Origin of the sequence: Roseixanthobacter glucoisosaccharinicivorans (assembly GCF_043195095.2) — a bacterium.
In the GTDB taxonomy this organism is placed as follows: Bacteria; Pseudomonadota; Alphaproteobacteria; order Rhizobiales; family Xanthobacteraceae; genus NCEH01.
On the sequence record NZ_CM195538.1, the window covers coordinates 1,448,194 to 1,469,669 of the forward strand.

General features: G+C 66.6%; 18 protein-coding genes. 16 read left to right on the top strand and 2 right to left on the bottom strand.

The genetic code is table 11. The features are described from left to right. Window positions 1-2: 2 nt before the first annotated feature. The 10 genes from V5F78_RS06410 to V5F78_RS06455 all read left to right on the top strand — a co-directional run bounded on the left by V5F78_RS06410 (window position 3) and on the right by V5F78_RS06455 (window position 12,919). The gene (locus V5F78_RS06410) at window positions 3-1,502 is read left to right on the top strand and encodes a 5-methyltetrahydropteroyltriglutamate--homocysteine methyltransferase (RefSeq protein WP_394069241.1); all 1,500 of its coding nucleotides are present in this window, start codon (window positions 3-5) and stop codon (window positions 1,500-1,502) included. A gap of 256 nt (window positions 1,503-1,758) precedes the next feature. Further along, window positions 1,759-3,204 carry a UbiA family prenyltransferase gene (locus tag V5F78_RS06415; RefSeq protein ID WP_394069243.1) on the top strand — a complete coding sequence of 482 codons (1,446 nt, stop codon included), beginning with the start codon at window positions 1,759-1,761 and terminating at the stop codon, window positions 3,202-3,204. After that, window positions 3,204-4,565 (top strand): FAD-binding oxidoreductase, encoded by a 1,362-nt coding sequence (locus V5F78_RS06420; protein WP_394069245.1) that lies wholly within the window; start codon window positions 3,204-3,206, stop codon window positions 4,563-4,565. Before V5F78_RS06415 ends, V5F78_RS06420 begins: the two co-directional genes overlap by 1 nt. After that, window positions 4,562-5,314, top strand: a complete 753-nt coding sequence (locus tag V5F78_RS06425) for an SDR family oxidoreductase (RefSeq protein WP_394069247.1) — start codon at window positions 4,562-4,564, stop codon at window positions 5,312-5,314. Before V5F78_RS06420 ends, V5F78_RS06425 begins: the two co-directional genes overlap by 4 nt. Window positions 5,315-5,464: 150 nt before the next feature. Further along, on the top strand, window positions 5,465-7,603 hold the full coding sequence (locus tag V5F78_RS06430; protein ID WP_394069249.1) for a sodium-translocating pyrophosphatase: 2,139 nt from the start codon (window positions 5,465-5,467) through the stop codon (window positions 7,601-7,603). A 239-nt stretch (window positions 7,604-7,842) separates the two neighbouring features. Continuing rightward, window positions 7,843-9,132: an NCS2 family permease gene (locus V5F78_RS06435; protein WP_394069250.1), complete on the top strand. Its 1,290-nt coding sequence runs from the start codon at window positions 7,843-7,845 to the stop codon at window positions 9,130-9,132. Between the two features lie 157 nt (window positions 9,133-9,289). Continuing rightward, a complete protein-coding gene (secG, locus tag V5F78_RS06440) occupies window positions 9,290-9,706 on the top strand; it encodes a preprotein translocase subunit SecG (RefSeq protein ID WP_394069252.1) in 417 nt (138 codons plus the stop codon). Window positions 9,707-9,816: 110 nt separating this feature from the next. Then, the gene (gene pyrG / locus V5F78_RS06445; protein WP_394069253.1) at window positions 9,817-11,445 is read left to right on the top strand and encodes a CTP synthase; all 1,629 of its coding nucleotides are present in this window, start codon (window positions 9,817-9,819) and stop codon (window positions 11,443-11,445) included. Window positions 11,446-11,476: 31 nt separating this feature from the next. After that, window positions 11,477-12,355 (top strand): VOC family protein, encoded by an 879-nt coding sequence (locus V5F78_RS06450; protein WP_394069255.1) that lies wholly within the window; start codon window positions 11,477-11,479, stop codon window positions 12,353-12,355. 243 nt (window positions 12,356-12,598) lie between these two features. Then, a complete protein-coding gene (locus V5F78_RS06455) occupies window positions 12,599-12,919 on the top strand; it encodes a DMT family transporter (protein ID WP_394069257.1) in 321 nt (106 codons plus the stop codon). 636 nt (window positions 12,920-13,555) lie between these two features. Here the strand turns inward: V5F78_RS06455 and V5F78_RS06460 are convergent. Both V5F78_RS06460 and queF read right to left on the bottom strand, forming a co-directional pair. Then, entirely contained in the window at window positions 13,556-14,563 is a 1,008-nt protein-coding gene (locus V5F78_RS06460; protein WP_394069258.1) for a hypothetical protein, read from the bottom strand. A gap of 2 nt (window positions 14,564-14,565) precedes the next feature. After that, window positions 14,566-15,018: a preQ(1) synthase gene (gene queF / locus V5F78_RS06465; protein ID WP_394069259.1), complete on the bottom strand. Its 453-nt coding sequence runs from the start codon at window positions 15,016-15,018 to the stop codon at window positions 14,566-14,568. A gap of 182 nt (window positions 15,019-15,200) precedes the next feature. Here queF and eno point away from each other — a divergent pair, with 182 nt between their 5' ends. The 6 genes from eno (at window position 15,201) to V5F78_RS06495 (ending at window position 21,471) form a co-directional block, all read left to right on the top strand. Further along, window positions 15,201-16,484 (top strand): phosphopyruvate hydratase, encoded by a 1,284-nt coding sequence (eno, locus tag V5F78_RS06470; RefSeq protein ID WP_348844876.1) that lies wholly within the window; start codon window positions 15,201-15,203, stop codon window positions 16,482-16,484. Window positions 16,485-16,811: 327 nt separating this feature from the next. Then, a complete protein-coding gene (locus V5F78_RS06475; RefSeq protein ID WP_394069260.1) occupies window positions 16,812-17,126 on the top strand; it encodes an FtsB family cell division protein in 315 nt (104 codons plus the stop codon). A gap of 164 nt (window positions 17,127-17,290) precedes the next feature. Continuing rightward, entirely contained in the window at window positions 17,291-18,304 is a 1,014-nt protein-coding gene (pdhA, locus tag V5F78_RS06480; RefSeq protein ID WP_394069262.1) for a pyruvate dehydrogenase (acetyl-transferring) E1 component subunit alpha, read from the top strand. Between the two features lie 10 nt (window positions 18,305-18,314). After that, window positions 18,315-18,650 carry a hypothetical protein gene (locus tag V5F78_RS06485; protein ID WP_394069263.1) on the top strand — a complete coding sequence of 112 codons (336 nt, stop codon included), beginning with the start codon at window positions 18,315-18,317 and terminating at the stop codon, window positions 18,648-18,650. 9 nt (window positions 18,651-18,659) lie between these two features. Further along, window positions 18,660-20,069, top strand: a complete 1,410-nt coding sequence (locus tag V5F78_RS06490; RefSeq protein WP_394069264.1) for a pyruvate dehydrogenase complex E1 component subunit beta — start codon at window positions 18,660-18,662, stop codon at window positions 20,067-20,069. 13 nt (window positions 20,070-20,082) lie between these two features. Continuing rightward, window positions 20,083-21,471: a pyruvate dehydrogenase complex dihydrolipoamide acetyltransferase gene (locus V5F78_RS06495; protein WP_394069266.1), complete on the top strand. Its 1,389-nt coding sequence runs from the start codon at window positions 20,083-20,085 to the stop codon at window positions 21,469-21,471. The last annotated feature ends 5 nt before the right edge of the window (window positions 21,472-21,476 follow it).

Genomic DNA, 21,476 nt, shown 5'->3' on the forward strand with positions numbered 1-21,476 from the left:
CCATGACCTTGGGCGAAAGCCAAATCCATAAGCCCGACGTCTCCTTCGACGGCGGCGATCTCGATTGCGGCAACGGGCTGCTGCTGCTGATCCGCCGCCATATCGATCCGCTGCCGCGCGGGGGGCTGCTGGAAATCTTGTCCTCGGAAATCTCGGTGGACGAGGATTTGCCCGCCTGGTGCCGGCTCACCGGCAACGAGCTGGTGTCCTTCACCAAGGTGGAGCGCCAGCGCTCGTTCCTGGTGTGCAAGGGTACGCTCGCTGAGCGCGCGCCCGCGCCGCCGCCCGCCGCGCCCATGGCCGCCCCGGTCCCCGCCGCGCCGGCGTCCCGGCGCGTTCCGGTCGAGCCGCCGGCCATCCCGCCTTTGGCCGTGACCGGCATCGGCTCCTGGCCGCGCCCGCGCTGGATGATCGAGGCGATGCACGCTTATGTGGAGGGTCGCCTGTCCGAGGCCGCGTTCCAGGAGACCGCCGATGATGCGGTGCGCCTCGCCATCGCCGCGCAGGAGAAGGCAGGCGTCGACATCGTGACCGACGGCGAGCAGCGGCGCGACAGCTATGCGAGCTTCGTCGCGAGCCGGCTCGACAATTGCCAGCTCATCCCGCTCACCGATCTGCTGCCCCTGGTCGACGATCCCGAGGAGTTCCAGGCGGAATTGCGCGCGCTCGACATTCCGGCCGGGGACGTGCGCCATCCGGCGGTGTTCGGCAAGCTGGCGCGCTCGCGCCCGCTGGTGGCCCATGAGGTGGATTTCGCGCGCGGAATCACCGCCAAGCCGGTGAAGGTGGCCTTGCCCGGCCCCTATCTGCTCACCCGCACCATGTGGATGGAGTGCATTTCCGACCGCGCCTATGACACCCGCGAGGCACTCGCCGAGGACATCGTGCGGGTTCTGCGCGAGGAAGTGGCCGAACTGATGGATGCCGGCGCGGCGCTGGTGCAGTTCGACGAGCCGGTGCTGTCCGAGGTGGTGTTCTCCGGGGCCAAGAACAAGCGCAGCTTCATGTGCGGCGCGCTCTCGGAATCGCTCGCGCCGGAGCATGAACTCGGCTTCGCCCGCGACCTGCTCAATGCGGTGCTGGAGGGCGCCCCGCGCCATCGCACCGCCTTGCATGTGTGCCGGGGCAATTGGACTCCCGACGAAAGCGTCGCGCTCGCCGGCAGCTATGCCCCGCTGATCGAGACTTTGGCGCAGGTGAAGGTGGGCGCCTATCTCCTGGAAATGTGCACCCCGCGGGCCGGGGAGATGGAGATCCTTCAAGCCCTGCCGCGGGAGGCGCGGATCGGCGTCGGGGTGGTCAATCAGAAGGACCCGCACGCCGAGGGTGTGGACGAGGTCGCCGCCCGCATATCCCATGCCATCAATCTGTTCGGCCGTGAGCGCGTGCTGCTGCACCCCGATTGCGGCTTCGCCACTTTTGCCGACAACCCGATCTGCTGCACCGGCTCGGCGCAGGAGAAGCTCTCCGCCATCGCCCAAGCGGCCGCGCGGTTCCGATAAAAGGGCGGAAGGGCGCGCGGCCGTGCGGAAAGCCGGCTCGCGGAAAGGCGGGGTGGCGGCGGCGGTGCGGGTCGGCTTTGCCGAAATCAGCCCGTGCGCGCGAGCGTCGGCGGCAGTCCGCAGCGTTGCCCGCTCGGGTTGCGCGTGGGCAGGTCAAGTGCAATAAGCCAGTGCCGTATCGGTCCGCGCGGATCATGTTCGCGCGCCAGGAATGTCGCACGGGACGCCTTCAGGCGTCTTCGGAGGCTGTGAGCAGGTGCAAGGGCTGGCCGCGAAAGAAGATGCGTCTCTCCCACCCCTCGCGGTGGATCTCGACGGCACCTTGACCTTCTCCGATACCCTGCACGAGGGCTGCCTCGCTTATGTGAAGACGGGGCTGCAGGATGTCGTCGACCTCGCGGCCCGGCTCGGCGAGGGCAAGGCGGCGTTCAAGCGCGCGGTCGCCGACCGCACCGATTTCGATCCCGCATTGCTGCCCTACAACACGGACCTGCTGAATTATCTGAAGGCGCAGAAGCGTGCCGGGCGCACGATCGCCTTGGTCACCGCGGCCGATCAATCCATCGCCGATGCGGTGGCGGCCCATCTCGGCCTGTTCGATCTGGCGCGCGGGTCGCAGCATGGGGTCAATCTCTCCGGCACGCGCAAGCTGGCGGCGATCCGGGAGATGCTGGGAGAGCGGTTCGTCTATGCCGGCGATGGCCCGGTGGACACGCCCATCTTCGCGGCGGCGGAAGCGGTGATCCTGGTGGGCAATGTGGAGCGCTTGAGGCCGCTGCTGCCGGCGGGAAAGCCCATCGAGCAGGCGTTCGCGGTGAAACGCGCGGGCGCGCGCACCTGGGCGAAGGCGCTGCGCATCCAGCATTGGGCGAAGAACACATTGGTGTTCGTCGCCCCCGTGCTCGGCTTCAGCTATGCGACGCCGGTGCTGGCGATGAACGCGGTCCTGCTGTTCTTCGCCATGGGCATCCTGGCCTCGGCGACCTATATCGTGAACGACCTGCTGGACCTGCCCTCGGATCGGCAGCATCCGCGCAAGCGCTCGCGTCCGTTCGCCGCCGGCGCCATCCCTCCGCGCGACGGCGCGTTCGCGGCGATCGCCCTGTTCGCGCTCTCGGCGCTGATCTCGCTGGCCCTGCCGATCGCCGCCGCGGCGGCGCTCGCGGCTTATGCGGTGGTCACGCTGACCTATTCGCTGATCCTCAAGCGCCAGCCGATCATCGACGTGTTCGTGCTGGCGGGCCTGTTCACCTTGCGGGTGCTTGCCGGCAGCCTGCTGGCGCCGCAGCCGGTTTCGCCCTGGCTGCTCACCTTCTCCATGCTGATCTTCCTCGGCCTGGCCATGGTGAAGCGCTATGCGGAATTGAACCGCGTGGTGCAGGCCGGCGGCACGGCCGTGGTGTCGCGCGGCTATACGGTGCGCGATCTGCCGCTGCTGCTGGCGGCGGGCGTCGCCTCCAGCTTTTCCGCGATCGTGATCTTCATGGTCTATCTGATCAATGAGCAATACCCGCGCGACATCTACACCCACCCCGGCATGCTGTGGGCGCTGATGCCGCTGGTGCTGATCTGGATCCTGCGGGTCTGGCATCTCACCGTGCACGGGCGCATGAGCGAGGACCCGGTGGTGTTCGCGCTGAAGGATCGCTTCTCGCTCGTGCTGGGCCTTCTGGCCCTGCTCACCTTGCTGGCGGCGACCTGATGGAGCCGGTCCGGCGCGCCTATCGCTCCTGGGGCGGCGTCTTGCGCGCCGAGGGCGACGTGGTGCGCCCGCGCGATCCGGAAAGTGCAGCGCGCCTGCTCCAAGGGCCGCCTGCCGCGCCGGCCATCGCCTATGGCTGCGGGCGCTCCTATGGGGACGTGGCGCTCAATCCCGGCGGGCTGCTGGTGGAGACCCGCCATCTCGACTGCTTCATGGCGTTCGATCCCCAAAGCGGCCTCTTGACCTGCGAAGCCGGGGTGCGGCTCGCCGATATCTTCGCGGTGATCTCCCGCCCGCTGGCGGACGGCTCGGGCTGGATGCTGCCGGTGGTGCCGGGCACACGCTTCGTCAGCGTGGGCGGGGCCATCGCCAATGACGTGCACGGCAAGAACGACCACGCCTGCGGCAGCTTCGGCAATCATGTCGAGAGCCTGGAGCTGGCGCGCAGCGATGGCAGCCGCCTCATCTGCTCGCGCACGGAAAATCCCGGCCTGTTCTGCGCCACCATCGGCGGGCTGGGCCTGACCGGGCTGATCCTCTCCGCCACGCTGCGCCTGCGCAAGGTGAGCGGGCTGGCGCTGGAGAGCGAGGAGATCCGCTTCGGCCATCTCGACGATTTCTTCGCCCTGGATGCGGAAAGCGCCGAGGCATGGGAATATACCGCCGCCTGGGTGGATTGCCTCGCCGGCGGGGCGCAGCTCGGGCGCGGCATCTATGTGCGGGCGCGCCATGCGCCGGGCGTCGGCGCGCCGCCGCCCTCGCGCGAAACGAAGATCGCGGTGCCCTTCGCCCCGCCCATCTCGGCGGTGAACGCGCTGTCGCTGCGCGCGTTCAATGCCGCCTACTTGCGCAAGCTCGGCCGCTCGGGCCGAAAGACGCGCATTGCCTCCTATGAGAAGACTTTCTTCCCGCTGGACGCCATCGGCCAGTGGAACAAGCTCTATGGCCCGCGCGGCTTCTACCAGTTCCAGGCGGTGATCCCGCCGCAGGCGGCGCGCGATGGCACGGCGGATCTGCTGCGCGCCATCGCGGATGCCGGGCAGGGCTCCATGCTGGTGGTGCTGAAGCGCTTCGGCAGCGTGGGTTCGCCCGGCCTCATGTCGTTTCCCATGCCCGGCGTGACGCTGGCCCTGGACTTCCCCAATCTGGGCGAGGGCACGCTGCGCCTGCTGCGGCGGCTGGAGGATATCGTGGTCGTCGCGCGCGGGCGCATCTATCCCGCCAAGGATTTCTCCATGTCGGCCGAAACCTATGCGAAGGGCTATCCGGCCCTGTCCGCGTTCCGGCATTTCCTCGATCCCGCAATGTCCTCGGCGTTTTCGCGCCGCGTCGGCATTCACCCGGCGGAGGCCCAGACATGACCGAGACCGCACGCCGCGTCGCCATCTTCGGCGCCACCTCCGACATCGCCATCGCCTTTGCCCGCCGCTGCGCCGAGGCGCGCCAGCGCCTCGTGCTGGTGGGCCGCGACCGCGCCGCCCTCGACCGCTTGGCGGCGGACCTCAGCGTGCGCGGGGCGCCGCAGGTGGAGGTGCAGGAGGCCGATTTCGCCCGCACGGCCGCGCTTGCGGCGGTGGCCGAAAATGCCTGGACCGCGCTCGGCGGGCTGGACGTGGCGCTCATCGCCTACGGTTCGTTGCCCGACCAGGCCCGTGTTTCCGCCGATGCGGCGGAAGGGGAAGCGGCGCTCGCGCTCAATTTCGTCAGCCCGGCTTTGCTCGCAGACGCGCTCGCGGCGCGCTTCGAGGCGCAACGGACGGGCACCATCGCCGTGATCACTTCGGTGGCCGGCGACCGGGGGCGGCAGAGCAATTATCTCTACGGCGCCGCCAAGGGCGGGCTGCAAAAATTCCTGGAAGGCCTGCGGCATCGCCTGTTCAAGGCCAATGTCGCGGTGCTCGATGTGCGCCCCGGTTTCGTCGCGACGAAAATGACCGCCCATCTGCCGCAGGGCGGCCCGCTGTGGGCGACGCCGGAGAAGGTGGCGGGCGATATGGAGGCCGCCATCGCCAAGCGCGGCGCGGTGCTCTACACGCCCTGGTTCTGGTTCGGCATCATGGCCATCGTGCGCAATGTGCCGCGCCCGCTGTTCCACCGCAGCAAGCTCTGACGGCGCGGGCGCTTTTCGGCTTCGCCAACCTGTTATGCCGCACGCCGCCCAGGCGAATACCGCAAAGAGACGGATTGCGACTTTCCAGCGCACCCCTCACACTCCCCCCATAAGACAAGAAAACCTGGGTGGAAACGTAGAGGTGGATTCATGTTGGCATTGGTGGTGATCATCGCCTGCGGCCTGCTGGCCGTCGGCTACGGGGTCTGGGCCGGGCGCGCGGTCATGTCCGCCGATCCGGGAAACGCGCGGATGCAGGAAATTGCCGCCGCCATCGCGGAGGGCGCGCAGGCCTATCTCAAGCGCCAGTACACGACCATCGGGATTGTCGGCGTCGTCATTTTCATTGCGGTTGGATTTTTGCTGGGCTGGCTGGTGGCGGTCGGCTTTGCCGTGGGCGCGATCCTTTCGGCGCTCGCGGGCTTCATCGGCATGAACGTCTCGGTCCGCGCCAATGTGCGCACCGCCCAGGCGGCAACCAAGTCGCTCGCGGGCGGGCTCGACCTCGCGTTCAAGGCGGGCGCGGTGACGGGCCTGCTGGTGGCGGGGCTCGCTCTGCTGGGGGTGACAGTTTATTTCGCCGTGCTCACCAAGGGCCTCGGCATGGCGCCGGGCAGCCGCACGGTGGTCGATGCGCTGGTGGCGCTCGGCTTCGGCGCCTCGCTGATCTCCATCTTCGCGCGTCTCGGCGGCGGCATCTTCACCAAGGGTGCGGACGTGGGCGGCGATCTCGTGGGCAAGGTGGAAGCCGGCATCCCGGAGGATGATCCGCGCAACCCCGCCACCATCGCGGACAATGTGGGCGACAATGTCGGCGACTGCGCCGGCATGGCCGCCGATCTGTTCGAGACCTATGTGGTCACCGTGGTGGCGACCATGGTGCTGGCGGCGATCTTCTTCGCCAATACGCCGGCCCTGGAATCCATGCTGCTCTATCCGCTCGCCATCGGCGGTGTGTGCATCATCACCTCCATCGCGGGCACCTTCTTCGTGCGGCTCGGGCCCACGTCCTCGATCATGGGGGCGCTCTATAAGGGGTTCGGCGCGAGCGCCGGGCTCTCGGTGTTCGCCCTCGCCCTCGTCACCTGGCTGCTGGCCGGGTTCGGGCCCATCGCGGGCAGCGCCATCACCGGCACCAGCCTGTTCCTGGCGGGCGTGACCGGGCTCGCGGTGACGGGCGCGATCGTCGTCATCACCGAATATTACACCGGCACCGGCTATCGCCCGGTGGTGTCGATCGCCCAGGCCTCGGTGACCGGGCACGGCACCAACATCATCCAGGGGCTCGCCATCTCGCTGGAATCCACCGCGCTGCCGACTTTGGTGATCATCGCCGGCATCCTGGTGGCCCATGGCCTCGCCGGCCTGTTCGGCATCGCGATTGCCGCAACCACCATGCTGGCGCTCGCGGGCATGGTGGTGGCGCTCGATGCCTTCGGCCCGGTGACGGACAATGCCGGCGGCATCGCGGAAATGGCCGGCCTTCCCCCGGAGGTGCGCCATTCCACCGACGCGCTGGACGCGGTGGGCAACACCACCAAGGCGGTGACCAAGGGCTATGCCATCGGCTCCGCCGGCCTCGGCGCGCTGGTGCTGTTCGCGGCCTATAGCCAGGATTTGAAGTTCTTCACCAGCACGGCCGCTCCCGGCACCTATTTCGCCGGGGTCACGCCGAACTTCTCGCTGGAAAATCCCTATGTGGTGGTGGGCCTGCTGTTCGGCGGCCTGCTGCCGTTCCTGTTCGCGGCCATGGGCATGACGGCGGTGGGCCGGGCGGCCGGCGCCATCGTGGAAGAGGTGCGGCGCCAGTTCCGCGAGCATCCCGGCATCATGACCTATGCCGAGAAGCCCGATTATTCCCGCGCCGTGGATTTGCTCACCAAAGCGGCCATCAAGGAAATGGTCATTCCCTCCCTGCTGCCGGTGCTCTCGCCCATCGTCTGCTATTTCCTCATCTATCTGGTGGCGGGCGGCGGGGTGGCGGGCAAGTCCGCCGCCTTCTCGGCGGTGGGCGCCATGCTGCTGGGCGTAATCGTCACCGGCCTGTTCGTCGCCATCTCCATGACCTCGGGCGGCGGCGCCTGGGACAATGCGAAGAAGTCGTTCGAGGACGGCTTCGTCGATAAGGACGGCGTGCGCCACTATAAGGGCTCGGAGGCGCACAAAGCCTCCGTCACCGGCGACACGGTGGGTGATCCCTACAAGGACACGGCGGGACCGGCCGTGAACCCCATGATCAAGATCACCAACATCGTCGCTTTGCTGCTGCTGGCGGTGCTGGCGCATTAGGCGGCGCACGCTCACCCCTCACCCTAACCCTCTCCCCAGCGGGGAGAGGGGATTCGGCCCGGGTGGAGGAAGCGGTCTGTTTCTTACCCCCTGTTCCCCACCTCTCCCCGTGGGGGAGAGGTCGACCGCGCAGCGGGCGGGTGAGGGGCGCAAATTTGCGCTGTTCGCATCTGCGAAGGGCTGGCGGGACGCCGGCTTCCTGCTAGCCTCGCCGCATCAGCAAACGGGGACCGGGCGGCATGCTGGAGCGGGTGTTTCATCTCCAGGAGAACGGCACGCGGCCGGCGACCGAGATCCTCGCCGGCCTCACCACCTTCCTGACCATGAGCTACATCATCGTGGTCAATCCGCAGATCCTGGCCGCCGCCGGGATCGACCATGGCGCCGCCTTCACCGCCACCTGCCTTGCCGCCGCGCTCGGCACGCTGGCCATGGCGCTGCTGGCCAATTATCCCATCGCGCTCGCCCCCGGCATGGGGCTGAACGCCTATTTCGCCTTCACCGTCGTCCTGGGCATGCAGATTCCCTGGCAGGTGGCGCTCGGCGCCGTGTTCCTGTCGGGCCTGCTGTTCCTCGCCATCAGCGTGCTGCACATCCGCGAATGGCTGATCAATTCCATTCCCCTGTCGCTGAAGCTCGGCATCGCGGCCGGCATCGGGCTGTTCCTCGGCCTGCTGGGGTTCCAGGGCATGGGGCTGGTGGTGGCGAAGCCCGCGACCATGATCGGCCTCGGCGATCTGGAGAAGACCACGACCCTGCTTTCGGCGCTGGGCTTCCTGCTGATGGCGGGGCTCTCGGCCCGCAAGGTGCCGGGCGCGATCCTCATCGGCATCGCCGTCACCACGCTGCTCGGGGTGCCGCTGGGCCTGACGAAATTCGACGGCTTCGTCGCCCTGCCGCCCTCGCTCGCGCCCACTTTCCTGCAAATGGACATCGCCGGCGCCGTCAAGCTCGGCGCGGTCAGCGTGGTGTTCACCTTCTTCCTGGTGGATGTGCTCGACAACATGGGCACGCTGATCGCCACCACCTTCCGCGCTGGCCTGATGCGGGAGGACGGCACGGTGCCCCGCCTGCGCGAGGTGCTGCTGGCGGACAGCGGCGGGGCGATGCTCGGCGCCGTGCTCGGCACCAGCACCACGACCTCCTATATCGAGAGCGCGGCCGGCATCCAGGCGGGCGGGCGCACGGGCCTTGCCTCGGTGGCGACAGCGCTCCTGTTTCTCGCCTGCCTGGTGTTCGCGCCCCTGGCCATGGCGGTGCCGGCCTTTGCCACCGCGCCGGCCATGGTGTTCGTGGCGTGCCTCATGGTCTCCGCGCTGCGCGCGGTGGATTTCGACGATCCGTGCGAATCGCTGCCGGCGGCAGCCACCGCGCTCGGCACCGTGTTCAGCTTCTCCATCGCCTCAGGCATCGGCATCGGCTTCATTACCTATGTGGCTGTGAATGTCGTCGCCGGCCGCGCCCGCAGCGTCAGCGGAGCGGTATGGATCATCGCCTTTGCCTCGGTCGTGAGCTTCGCATTGGAATGAGATCCGCGTGCCATGCAGGGCGCGGGGAGGTGCTGCGAAATCAGGCACTCTTTCATTGCCCGGCGCGATCGTGTAGGAACGCGCCCGACTGACATTTTCCGGACCTGTGCGCGGTTGCCGGCCTTTTGGCGGACGCCGGCGCGAAGACGTGGATTCCATGCAGACTGTTTTGATCGTCATTCATCTGATGGTGGTGCTCGCGCTGATCGGCGTGGTGCTGATCCAGCGTTCCGAGGGCGGTGGCCTGGGCATCGGCGGCGGGGGCGGCGGCTCCGGCGGCGGCTTCTTCACCGCGCGCGGAAGCGCCAATCTGTTGACGCGTGTCACCGCGATCCTCGCCGGCATCTTCTTCGTCACCTCCATTTCGCTGACCATTCTGGCCGGCTGGGGCCGCACCCCGCCGGCGCTGCTGACCCCGGCTGCTCCGAGCGGCCCGTCGGTTCCCCAGAGCGGCGGCACGATTCTCGATCAGCTCCGCCAGCAGGCGCCGGCTGGCCAGGCCGCTCCCGCGCCCGCGCCTGCCCCGGAAGCCGCACCGGCGCCGAGCGGCCCGCAGGTTCCGAAGTCTCAGTGATCGTGTATCGCGGCGTTCGCGCCGCGATATGAGGTTCTCCACAGGCGAGGCGATGCCGGAACGGCATTGCTCTCGCCGAATCGCGTTTGCGCGGATTAGAGTTTAAGCCCATGGCGCGCTATATCTTCATCACCGGCGGCGTCGTGTCCTCGCTGGGCAAGGGCCTCGCTTCCGCAGCCTTGGGCGCGCTTCTTCAGGCGCGCGGCTATACGGTCCGGCTGCGCAAGCTGGATCCCTATCTGAACGTCGATCCGGGCACCATGAGCCCGTATCAGCATGGCGAAGTGTTCGTGACCGACGACGGGGCCGAGACCGATCTCGACCTCGGCCATTACGAGCGCTTCACCGGCCGCCCCGCCACCAAGCGGGACAATGTCACCACCGGCCGCATCTATCAGGACATCATCACGAAGGAGCGGCGCGGCGACTATCTCGGCGCCACGGTCCAGGTGATCCCGCATGTCACCAATGCCATCAAGGACTTCGTCCTGGAGGGCAACGAAACCTATGATTTCGTGCTCATCGAGGTGGGCGGAACCGTGGGCGACATCGAGGGCCTGCCGTTCTTCGAGGCGACCCGCCAGCTCAAGAACGAGCTGCCGCGCGGCCATGCCATCTTCATCCATCTCACCCTGATGCCCTTCATCCCCTCCGCCGGGGAGTTGAAGACTAAGCCGACCCAGCATTCGGTGAAGGAGCTGCGCTCCATCGGCATCCAGCCCGACATCCTGCTGTGCCGCACCGACCGGGCGATTCCGCGCGAGGAGCGGCGCAAGCTCTCGCTGTTCTGCAACGTGCGGGAAAGCGCGGTGATCGAGGCGCGGGACGTGGACAATATCTATGCCGTGCCCGCCGCCTATCATGCGGAAGGCCTCGATACCGAGGTGCTGGCCGCGTTCGGCATCGACCCCGCGCCGGCGCCGAACCTCAAGCGCTGGTCCACCATCGAGAACCGCGTGCGCAATCCGGAAGGCGAAGTGACCATCGCCGTGGTCGGCAAATATACTGGCCTGAAGGATGCCTATAAGTCGCTCATCGAGGCTTTGGCCCACGGCGGCATCGCCAATAAGGTGAAGGTCAATCTCGACTGGATCGAGAGCGAGACCTTCGAGCACGAAGACCCCGTGCCGTTCCTGGAGCATGTGCACGGCATCCTGGTGCCGGGCGGCTTCGGCCAGCGCGGGGCGGAAGGCAAGATCCGCGCGGCCCAGTTCGCGCGCGAACGCAAGGTGCCCTATTTCGGCATCTGCTTCGGCATGCAGATGGCGGTGATCGAGGCGGCCCGCAATCTCGCCGGGGTGCAGAATGCCAATTCCACTGAATTCGGCGAGACCAGCGAGCCGGTGGTGGGCCTGCTCACCGAATGGCTCAAGGGCAACGAGCTGGAGCGCCGCTCGGCGGCGGGCGACCTCGGCGGCACCATGCGGCTCGGCGCCTATCACGCGGTGCTCAATCCTGGCAGCCGCGTCGGCGAGATTTACGGCGAGAGCGACATTTATGAGCGCCATCGTCATCGTTACGAAGTGAACACCGCCTATAAGGACCGGCTGGAACAGCACGGCCTCCGCTTCTCCGGCATGTCGCCCGACGGGTTGCTGCCGGAAATCGTGGAATATGCCGACCATCCCTGGTTCATCGGGGTGCAATTCCACCCCGAGCTGAAGTCGCGGCCGTTCGAGCCGCATCCCTTGTTCGCGTCCTTCGTCGGCGCGGCGATGGAGCAAAGCCGGCTGGTCTAGCGCGGCATCCCACGGGTAAAAGGAGTTCCCCATGCGCAGAGGTCTCGATCACGTCGTCCATGTGGTGCGCGATCTCGATGCGGCAGGGGAGATCTATGATCTGCTCGGCTTCACCGTCAGCCCGCGCAACCGTCACCCCTGGGGCACCCAGAACCGCATCGTGCAGATGCCGGGCTTCTTCATCGAGCTGCTGGAAATCTCCGAGCCGGAGAAGATCCCGGCCGGCACCGCGGACCATTTTTCCTTCGGCGCCTTCAATCGCGATTTCCTCGCCCGCAATGGAGAAGGCCTCTCCATGCTGGTGCTGGAGGGCACCGACCCGGCCGGAGAGAAGGCGACCTTCGACGCCGCCGGCTTCGGCGGGTTCGATCTGTTCGAGTTTTCGCGCATGGCGCGCCGCCCCGATGGCAATGATGTGGAAGTCGGCTTCTCGCTGGCGTTCGCGGTCGATCCCCTGGCGCCCGACGTGGGCTTTTTCACCTGCACCCAGCACCGGCCGGAGAATTTCTGGTCGCCCGATCTCCAGCGGCACGCCAATGGCATCACCGGCGTGTCGGGGGTGGTGCTGGTGTCGGAAAGCCTGGTGGATCACGTCACCTTCCTCGATACGCTCACCGGCGTGACGCCGCGCCGCGCCAGCGATGACTGGTATGTGGCGCAGACGCCGCGCGGCGAGATCGACCTGATGACCCGGGCCAATTTCACCCAGCGCTACGGCGTGCCCGCCCCCGCCGGCGAAGGCATGCGGCTCGCCGCCATCCGCTTCGACTCGCCCGGCGCCGCCAGCCTGCGCCGCTCGCTTGAGGCGCGCGGCATGGTGGAAGAAGCCATCGAGGGGATCGTGGTGGTGAAGCCGTCCAGCGCGCTCGGCGCGGCCATTGTGGTGGAGCGTCCCGCCGGAGCTGCTTGAACTGGCGAAACTTGGCGCTAGAGTATTCTTATTGAGAAAATAATATTCTCAATAGGCGTGCCGTGCAGGCGCGCTGGCGCATTTTCGAGCGAAGCCGAACCGGCTCGCGTGAAGAAAGTGCACCAAAACAAGGTGTTAGTGCATTTCACCGTTTCAGAGAAACGATGAAATGCACCGGGGCGGGACGACCTTGCCCTTTTCGGTGGTTCGGCGGGGACGACCCCGCCTGTACCGGAGCGTCTCATGTCCTGGGTTTACCTGGCTCTGGCCGGGATTGCGGAAATCGGCTGGGCCTTTGGGCTGAAGCATGCGGAAGGCTTCACCCGCCTGTGGCCGACCCTGTTCACAGCCGTCACCTTCACTGCCAGCATCGGCCTGCTCGGCCTTTCCCTGCGCGATCTCCCCTTGGGCACGGCCTATGCGGTGTGGACCGGCATCGGCCTTGTCGGCTCCGTGCTGGTCGGCATCTTCGTTCTGAACGAGCCCGCCGGCGCCCTGCGCCTCGGCTGCATCGGCCTGATCGCCGCCGGCATCGTGGGGCTGAAGCTGCTCACGCCGGCCTAGGACCAATCGACATTCAGCGGCGAGGTGCAGCGTCGCGGCGCCTGACGTCGGGTGCGCGCGATTGTCTTTCTTTCACCGGTCGTCATGGCCGGGCTTGCCCCGGCCATCCACGTGGGGCCGCCCGCGCAGGCCTTGAAAAGTCGATGCCAGCGGGGCCGCGTGGATGCACGGGACAAGCCCGTGCATGACGCAGCTCTGCTGCAAGGGCGTCAGGCCCTAAATGTCGATCGATCCTAGGGGCCGAGCGACATTCATGGTCCATCACGCCGCTGAATGTCGATCCGTCCCAGAGGCCCGGGCTGGAGCCGCCGTCATGCGCCGGCTTGTCCCGTGCATCCACGCAGAACCGCTGGCGCTGGCGTTCACGCATGGCGCGGGTGTCGAAGCGGGATGGCTGGGTCAGGCCCGGCCATGACGCCAGGCCGGGACACGCCATCGAGGCGGCGCGGGCAACGTTTGCGGAAAAGTTCGTTCTCTTGCCGAAATTCATCGCCCGAAGTTCGGCCGAAAGCACGGTTTGGTCGGCCCGACGGGTGCGGAGATGACCCTTCAAACCGCTGTTCGTCTACGCTAAGCCATTGTTTCACGTGAAACATTTTGCGGGAGCGGCGGCCATCCCCACTTCCGGCGGCCCCCTCAATTGGGGTCGATCAGCCGTTCCGCATTGCGGTCATACCGCCACATGGCGCCGGGTTGGAGGCGCGTTCCCCCCAGCCAGCGGTCGATGGCATTTTCGCAGGCATGGTCGAAACTGCCTTTCAGTGCCGCATGCCCGGCCTCGGTCAAGGCGATCTCGGCGGTTGCGAAGGTGCGATAGGTGATTTCCTCCGGGCCCGCGGGCGTACTCGCCTGGAACGGCTTGCATTCGCTGGAGGCGAACGGCAGGCCCTCGATCAGGGGTTCGTGAGCGAACGCAAGTCCGTCCAATCGCAGGAAAAACGGCAGGTCGGCCAGGAATTGCGCCTCGTCCATCTTGTGCACGGCGCCATAGACATGGGCGACTCTCTGGGGTCCGTCCAACAGCTGGCGCAGGATGCGTTCCTCGGTCAGCGAAAGGCCGGTGCGCGGGGCGGGCAGTTCGGCCAGCGCCCGGCGCAGGGCCGGCACCAGGAAGGGCAGGGCCGCGCTCTGCTGCTTGACGAACCGGGCGAGCGCCCGCGGCGTCGGCGCCGTGAACGCCTCCCAGGCGTCGCTTGCGGTCTCCAGCTGCACGGCGCTGACCGCACTGGCGCGCTGCGCCAGCTCATTCACCTGCGCTTCGTCCATCACCCCGAGATAATGGTCCGCCTGCACCAGCCGCAGGCCCAGACGCTCCGGCTCGCGGGCGAAATAATTGAGCAATTGTATCAGCTGGAGCTGGTCGTAGAGGTCGTGCTCGAACCACAAATCCACGCAATTGAAGGCGATGTGGATCTCCAATTGCCCATCCCGCTCGGCGAAGTCCGCCCGGACGGAATCGAACTCCAGCCCCAGCGACTGGGCGAGAAACGCCGCGCGGGCATCGGCCACGATGGCCAGGGACGGATCTGCGGGCACCGGGCCGTCGTGGAGCATGTCCCGCCAGGGCAGGAAGTGGCCGGCAATCCCGCCGGCCTTGAGGCGCTCCACCGCCGCATCCCCATTGGTGATCACCAGATTGGGCATGGCTATCCCCTTCCGCGATAGGGCGCGACCCCGGTATCCGGCAGCCAGGCGCCCGTCGGCAGGCTGCCAGTCTGCCAGAAAACATCAATGGGTATGCCTCCCCTCGGATACCAATAGCCGGCGATTCGCAAAAACCGCGGCGCGAGCAGCGCCACCAGGCGCTTGCCGATGGCGATGGTACAATCCTCGTGGAAGGCGCCATGGTTGCGGAAGCTGGCGAGATAGAGCTTCAACGACTTGGATTCCACCAGGAACTGGTCCGGCACATAGTCGATGACCAGATGGGCGAAGTCCGGCTGTCCGGTCACCGGGCAGAGCGAAGTGAATTCGGGACAAGTGAAGCGGGCCACATAATCCACATCCGGGTGCGGGTTGGGCACGCGATCCAGCACCGCCGTTTCCGGGGAGGCGGGCAGGGCGGTCTCGCGACCGAGCTGGAGGTCGGCGGAAGTCATGACAAGTCCTTGTTCGGCAAAAGAGGCGGTCCATCGGATTCTGGAACAGGACATTAGCCGAAAACGGGCAAGGTGCCGCTCCCATCGCCCCTTCGCAGCCGCGCACGTTCGCGCTAGAAGCGGCCGCGACATCGGGCGCGCCTGGACATCTCGGCTCCAGGACCAAAGGGAGGGATATTCCAATGACCGCCATCGTCGATATCATCGGCCGCGAAATCCTCGACAGCCGCGGCAATCCCACGGTGGAAGTGGACGTGGTGCTGGAAGACGGCTCCCTCGGCCGCGCGGCCGTGCCCTCCGGCGCCTCCACCGGCGCGCATGAGGCCGTGGAACTGCGCGACGGCGACAAGTCCCGCTACGGCGGCAAGGGCGTTCTCAAGGCCGTGGACGCGGTGAACGGCGAGATCTTCGATGCCGTCGGCGGCTTCGATGCCGAGGACCAGGCCAAGCTCGACGCCACCCTGATCGCCCTCGACGGTACGCCCAACAAGGCCCGCCTTGGCGCCAACGCCATTCTCGGCGTGTCGCTGGCGGTGGCCAAGGCGGCCGCGATCTCCAACAATCTGCCGCTCTATCGCTATGTGGGCGGCGTGAACGCCCGCACCTTGCCGGTGCCGATGATGAACATCGTCAATGGCGGCGCCCATGCCGACAATCCCATCGACTTCCAGGAATTCATGATCCTGCCGGCGGGCGCCCCCACTTTCGCGGACGCGCTGCGGATCGGCTCGGAAATCTTCCAGACCCTCAAGAAGGGCCTCAAGGACGCCGGCCACAACACCAATGTGGGCGACGAAGGCGGCTTCGCGCCGAACCTGCTGAGCGCGGACGATGCGCTCTCCTTCATCATGAAGGCGATTGAGAAAGCCGGCTATCGCCCCGGCGAGGACGTGTTCCTCGGCCTGGATTGCGCGGCGACCGAGTTCTTCAAGGACGGCGCCTATCATTATGAAGGCGAGAAGCTGGTCCGCGATATCGACGCCCAGGTGAAGTATCTGGCCGATCTCGTGTCGCGCTATCCCATCGTCACCATCGAGGACGGCATGTCCGAGGATGACTGGGCGGGGTGGAAGCTGCTCACCGACACCATCGGCTCCAAGTGCCAGCTGGTGGGCGACGATCTGTTCGTCACCAACGTGACGCGCCTGTCGCGCGGCATCAAGGAAGCCACCGGCAACGCCATTCTTGTGAAGGTGAACCAGATCGGCTCCCTCACCGAGACGCTGGAAACCGTGGAAATGGCCCACAAGGCGGGTTATCGCGCCGTGATGTCCCACCGTTCGGGCGAGACCGAAGATTCCACCATCGCCGACCTGGCGGTGGCGACGAACTGCGGACAGATCAAGACCGGCTCGCTCTCTCGTTCGGATCGCACCGCCAAGTACAACCAACTGCTGCGCATCGAGCAGGAATTGGGCGATGCCGCGAAATATGCCGGCAAGGCCGCGCTGAAGGCGCTCGCCTGAGTTTTCGACCGGGGCTTTTGGGATAGCGGAAGGCGGGGCGGCAGCGCCCCGCCTTTTTTGCGTTTTCGAAAGGCCGGCGCCCGCCTAACTCTCCCGAATTCCTCCTTACGGACTCTCTCCATTCCCCCTCCCTAACCCTCCCCCGCAAGCGGGAGAGGGGGATCGCGGCGGAACGGAAGGGATATGTTCTGTGCGAAGCGCCGGAGGCTCCCTCTCTCGCTTGCGGGGAACGGGGGAGGGGCACGAGCTAACGGTTGCCGACGGCACCTTTAAATCCGTCCCCCGACTCTTAACCCCCCGGCAACCGGGATGGGGCAAGATGGGGCCATGCAAACACGCTCGCGCCTGCGCTCCTTCCTGTTCGCACTGCTGCTCTACAGCCTCTCCGGGGGTGTCATCGGCTATTTTGCGTACCATGCCTATAACGGCCAGCACGGGCTGATGGCGAAGCGCAATTTCCAGGTGGAGATGGCGCAGCTGGAAGGCGAGCTAGCGGCCCTGAAGGCCCAGCGCCGTGCAATCGAGAACAAGGTCTCCTTGCTCCAGGCCAGCCGGTTGGATCCCGACCTGCTGGATGAGGAGGGGCGCCGGCAGCTCGATTTCGTGAATGCGAAGGACCTTGTGCTGCTAAAACCTCACTGATGAACTTGTTATAAGTTCATGATGTCAATTAACTGAAATTCGGTTCAACTCAACAGAGTCAAGCGTTTGCAACGTGTTGCGGTGCAGCACGACGCAAATGTCGCTTTGAGTCATCTCGGAGGTGCGCTAGAGACTCCTCGGTTCCAGCGTGTCCCGAGGATGAGATGGCCGTAAAAAAGGCAGCCGCCCGCACCGAAGCCGCGCCCGGCGCGATACCGGATTTCACCAAGGAGCAGGACCTTCACGCATATCGCGAGATGCTCCTGATCCGCCGCTTCGAGGAAAAGGCCGGCCAGATGTATGGCATGGGTCTGATCGGCGGCTTCTGCCACCTCTATATCGGCCAGGAGGCCGTGGTGGTCGGCATGCAGATGGCCATGAAGAAGGGTGATCAGGTGATCACCGGCTATCGCGACCACGGCCACATGTTGTCCACCGGCATGGAAGCCAAGGGCGTCATGGCCGAGCTCACCGGCCGCCGCGGCGGCTATTCCAAGGGCAAGGGCGGCTCGATGCACATGTTCAGCATCGAGAAGCAGTTCTTCGGCGGCCACGGCATCGTCGGCGCCCAGGTCTCGCTCGGCACCGGCCTCGCGTTCGCCAACCATTACCGCGACAACGGTTCGGTCTCGGTGGTCTATTTCGGCGACGGCGCGGCCAACCAGGGCCAGGTCTATGAGAGCTTCAACATGGCCGAGCTGTGGAAGCTGCCGGCCGTGTACGTGATCGAGAACAACAAGTACGCCATGGGCACCGCGGTCAATCGCGCCTCCGCCCAGACCGACTTCTCCAAGCGCGGCACCTCGTTCAACATTCCCGGCGAGCAGGTGGACGGCATGGATGTGCGCGCCGTGAAGGCGGCCGCCGAACGCGCGCTCGGCTTTGCCCGCGACGGGAAGGGCCCCTACATCCTGGAAATGCAGACCTACCGCTATCGCGGCCACTCCATGTCGGATCCGGCAAAATACCGGTCGAAGGAGGAAGTGCAGAAGATGCGGACCGAGCACGATCCCATCGAGCAGGTGCGGGCCCGCCTTTTGGAACAGGGCCTTGCGAGCGAGGACGAACTGAAGGCGATCGACGGCGAGATCCGCGAGATCGTCAACGCGGCCGCCGATTTCGCGACCCACGATCCCGAACCCGATCCCTCCGAACTGTACACGGACATTCTGCGCTGAGGCGGCGGCCATGGCGATCCCGGCCCTCATTCTCCTTCTGGCCTCGCTCGCGGGTGCAGCCGCGAGCTGGGGCGTTGCGATCCGCGAAGGGATGAGGGCCGAGGCCGCCTCCGGCTCGTTGAGCGCAGGCCGCCAGGCGCTGCTGGTGCTCTGGCCCTTTTCCGCCCGTCTGCGCGAAGGCGCGGCGGGCGATCATGCCCAGCGGGTCGGCAAGGCCCTCATCCTGTTCATCGCCTCCCTCATGGTCGCGGCAGCCGCGGCCTCCGCCTACACCAATCTCACGAGACAGCGTCCCGCCCCACCCGCCCCGGCGAGCGTGAGCGAGCCCGCGTCGAGCAAGAGCTGAGCAGAAGCCATGCCCATCGATATCCTCATGCCGGCCCTTTCCCCCACCATGGAGAAGGGCAATCTCACCAAATGGCTCAAGAAAGAGGGCGATAGCGTCAAGTCCGGCGACGTGATCGCCGAGATCGAGACCGACAAGGCCACCATGGAAGTGGAAGCGGTGGACGAGGGCATTCTCGGCAAGATCCTGGTGCCCGAGGGCACGCAGGACGTAGCCGTGAATACGCCGATCGCCTCGATCCTGGGGGAAGGCGAGGACGCAAGTGCCGCCCCCGCGCCGACCCAGAAGGCGGCTGAGAGCGCGCCGCCGGCTGCCGCTCCGCAGCCGTCTCCCACGGCCGCCGCCGCGCCCGCCCCGCAGGCGGCCGTGCCATCCGCCGTCGCCAATCCGCCCCAGGTGAAGAGCCAGCCGGATCCGGAAGTACCGCCCGGCACTGAAATGGTCACCATGACCGTACGCGAGGCCCTGCGCGACGCCATGGCCGAGGAAATGCGTCGGGACGCCGACGTGTTCGTGATGGGTGAAGAGGTCGCCGAATATCAGGGCGCCTATAAGATCACCCAGGGCCTGCTTCAGGAATTCGGCGCCAAGCGCGTGGTGGACACCCCCATCACCGAGCACGGCTTCGCCGGCATGGGCGTGGGCGCCGCCATGGCGGGCCTCAAGCCCATCGTCGAATTCATGACCTTCAACTTCGCCATGCAGGCGATCGACCAGATCATCAATTCCGCTGCCAAGACGCTCTATATGTCCGGCGGACAGGTGCATTGCTCGATCGTATTCCGCGGCCCGAACGGCGCCGCCGCGCGCGTCGCCGCCCAGCACAGCCAGGATTACACTTCCTGGTACAGCCACATCCCGGGCCTCAAGGTGATCGCGCCCTATAGCGCCGCCGACGCCAAGGGCCTGCTGAAGGCGGCGATCCGCGATCCCAATCCCATCATCTTCCTGGAAAACGAAATCCTCTACGGCCACTCCTTCGAGGTGCCGAAGCTGGACGATTACGTGCTTCCCATCGGCAAGGCGCGCATCGCCCGCGCCGGCAAGGACGTGACCCTGGTGGCCTGGTCCATCGGCATGACCTATGCGCTGAAGGCGGCCGAGGAATTGGCCAAGCAGGGCATCGAGGCGGAAGTCATCGACCTGCGCACCATTCGCCCCATGGATACCGCGACCATCATCGAGTCGGTGAAGAAGACCGGCCGCTGCGTGACCATCGAGGAGGGCTGGGCCCAGTCCGGCGTCGGCGCCGAGATTTCCGCCCGCCTGATGGCCGATGCGTTTGATTATCTCGACGCCCCGGTCCTGCGCGTGACCGGCAAGGATGTGCCCATGCCTTATGCCGCCAATCTCGAAAAGCTCGCTCTGCCGACGGTCGCCGACGTGATCGAGGCCGTGCGCGCCGTGACCTATCGCTGAGGGGGACGACCAGATGCCCATCGAAATCCTGATGCCGGCCCTGTCTCCCACGATGGAGAAGGGCAACCTCGCCAAATGGCTCAAGAAGGAAGGCGACAGCGTCAAGTCCGGCGATGTGATCGCCGAGATCGAGACCGACAAGGCGACCATGGAAGTGGAAGCCGTCGATGAAGGCGTGATGGCGAAGATCCTGGTGCCCGAGGGCACGCAGGACGTGCCTGTGAACCAGCTCATCGCGGTTCTGGCCGGCGAGGGCGAGGACGCCAAAGCCGTGGCCTCGGGCGCCGGCGGCGCCAAGGCACCTGCGGCTGCTCCGGCCCCGGCGGCTGCTCCGGCTCCGGCCGCCGCTGCTTCGGCGCCCGCCGCGCCCGCCGCTGCCCCGGCACCTGCGCCCGTATCCGCACCCGCGCCGGTTGCCGCCGCCCCGGCTGCGAACGGCCAGGGTGGACGCGTGTTCGCGTCTCCGCTCGCCCGTCGCCTCGCCAAGGAGAAGGGCATCGACCTTGCCGCGCTCCCCGGCTCCGGCCCCCATGGCCGTGTCGTCGCCCGCGATGTGGAAGGCGCCCAGCCCGGCGCGAAGCCGGCTGCTGCGCCCGTGGCTGCCGCCGCGCCCGCGCCTGCCGCAGCGGCGCCCGCTCCGGCGAAGGCTGCCGTTAGCGGCCCGACCGCCGACCAGGTCAAGGCCATGTTCGAGGCGGGGTCCTTCGAGGAAGTCCAGCTCGACGGCATGCGCAAGACCATCGCCAAGCGGCTGGTGGAGAGCGAGCAGCTCACCCCCACCTTCTATCTCAGCGTGGATTGCGACCTCGACGATTTGATGAAGCTGCGCGAGACCGTCAATGCCATGGCGTCCAAGGACAAGGACGGCAAGCCGGTCTATCGCGTGTCGGTCAACGACTTCATCATCAAGGCCATGGCGCTGGCGCTCCAGAAGGTGCCGGCCGCCAATGCGGTGTGGGCCGAGGACCGGATCCTGCGCATGAAGAATTCCGACGTGGGCGTGGCGGTGGCCATCGACGGCGGCCTTTATGCCCCGGTGATCAAGAAGGCCGAGACGAAGACGCTCTCCGCCATCTCCAACGAGATGCGCGATCTTGCCTCGCGGGCCCGCAACAAGAAGCTGAAGCCGGAGGAATATTCCGGCGGCTCCACCTCCATCTCCAACCTCGGCATGATGGGCGTGCGCGATTTCGTGGCGATCATCAATGCCCCGCAATCCTCCATCATCGCCATCGGCACGTCCGAGCAGCGCCCCGTGGTGCGCGGCGGCGAGATCAAGATCGTCACCCAGATGACCGCCACCCTCACCTGCGATCACCGGGTGATGGACGGGGCTTTGGGCGCGGAGCTTCTGGGCGCGTTCAAGGAGTTCGTCGAGAAGCCCATGACCATGCTGGTGTGAGGTAG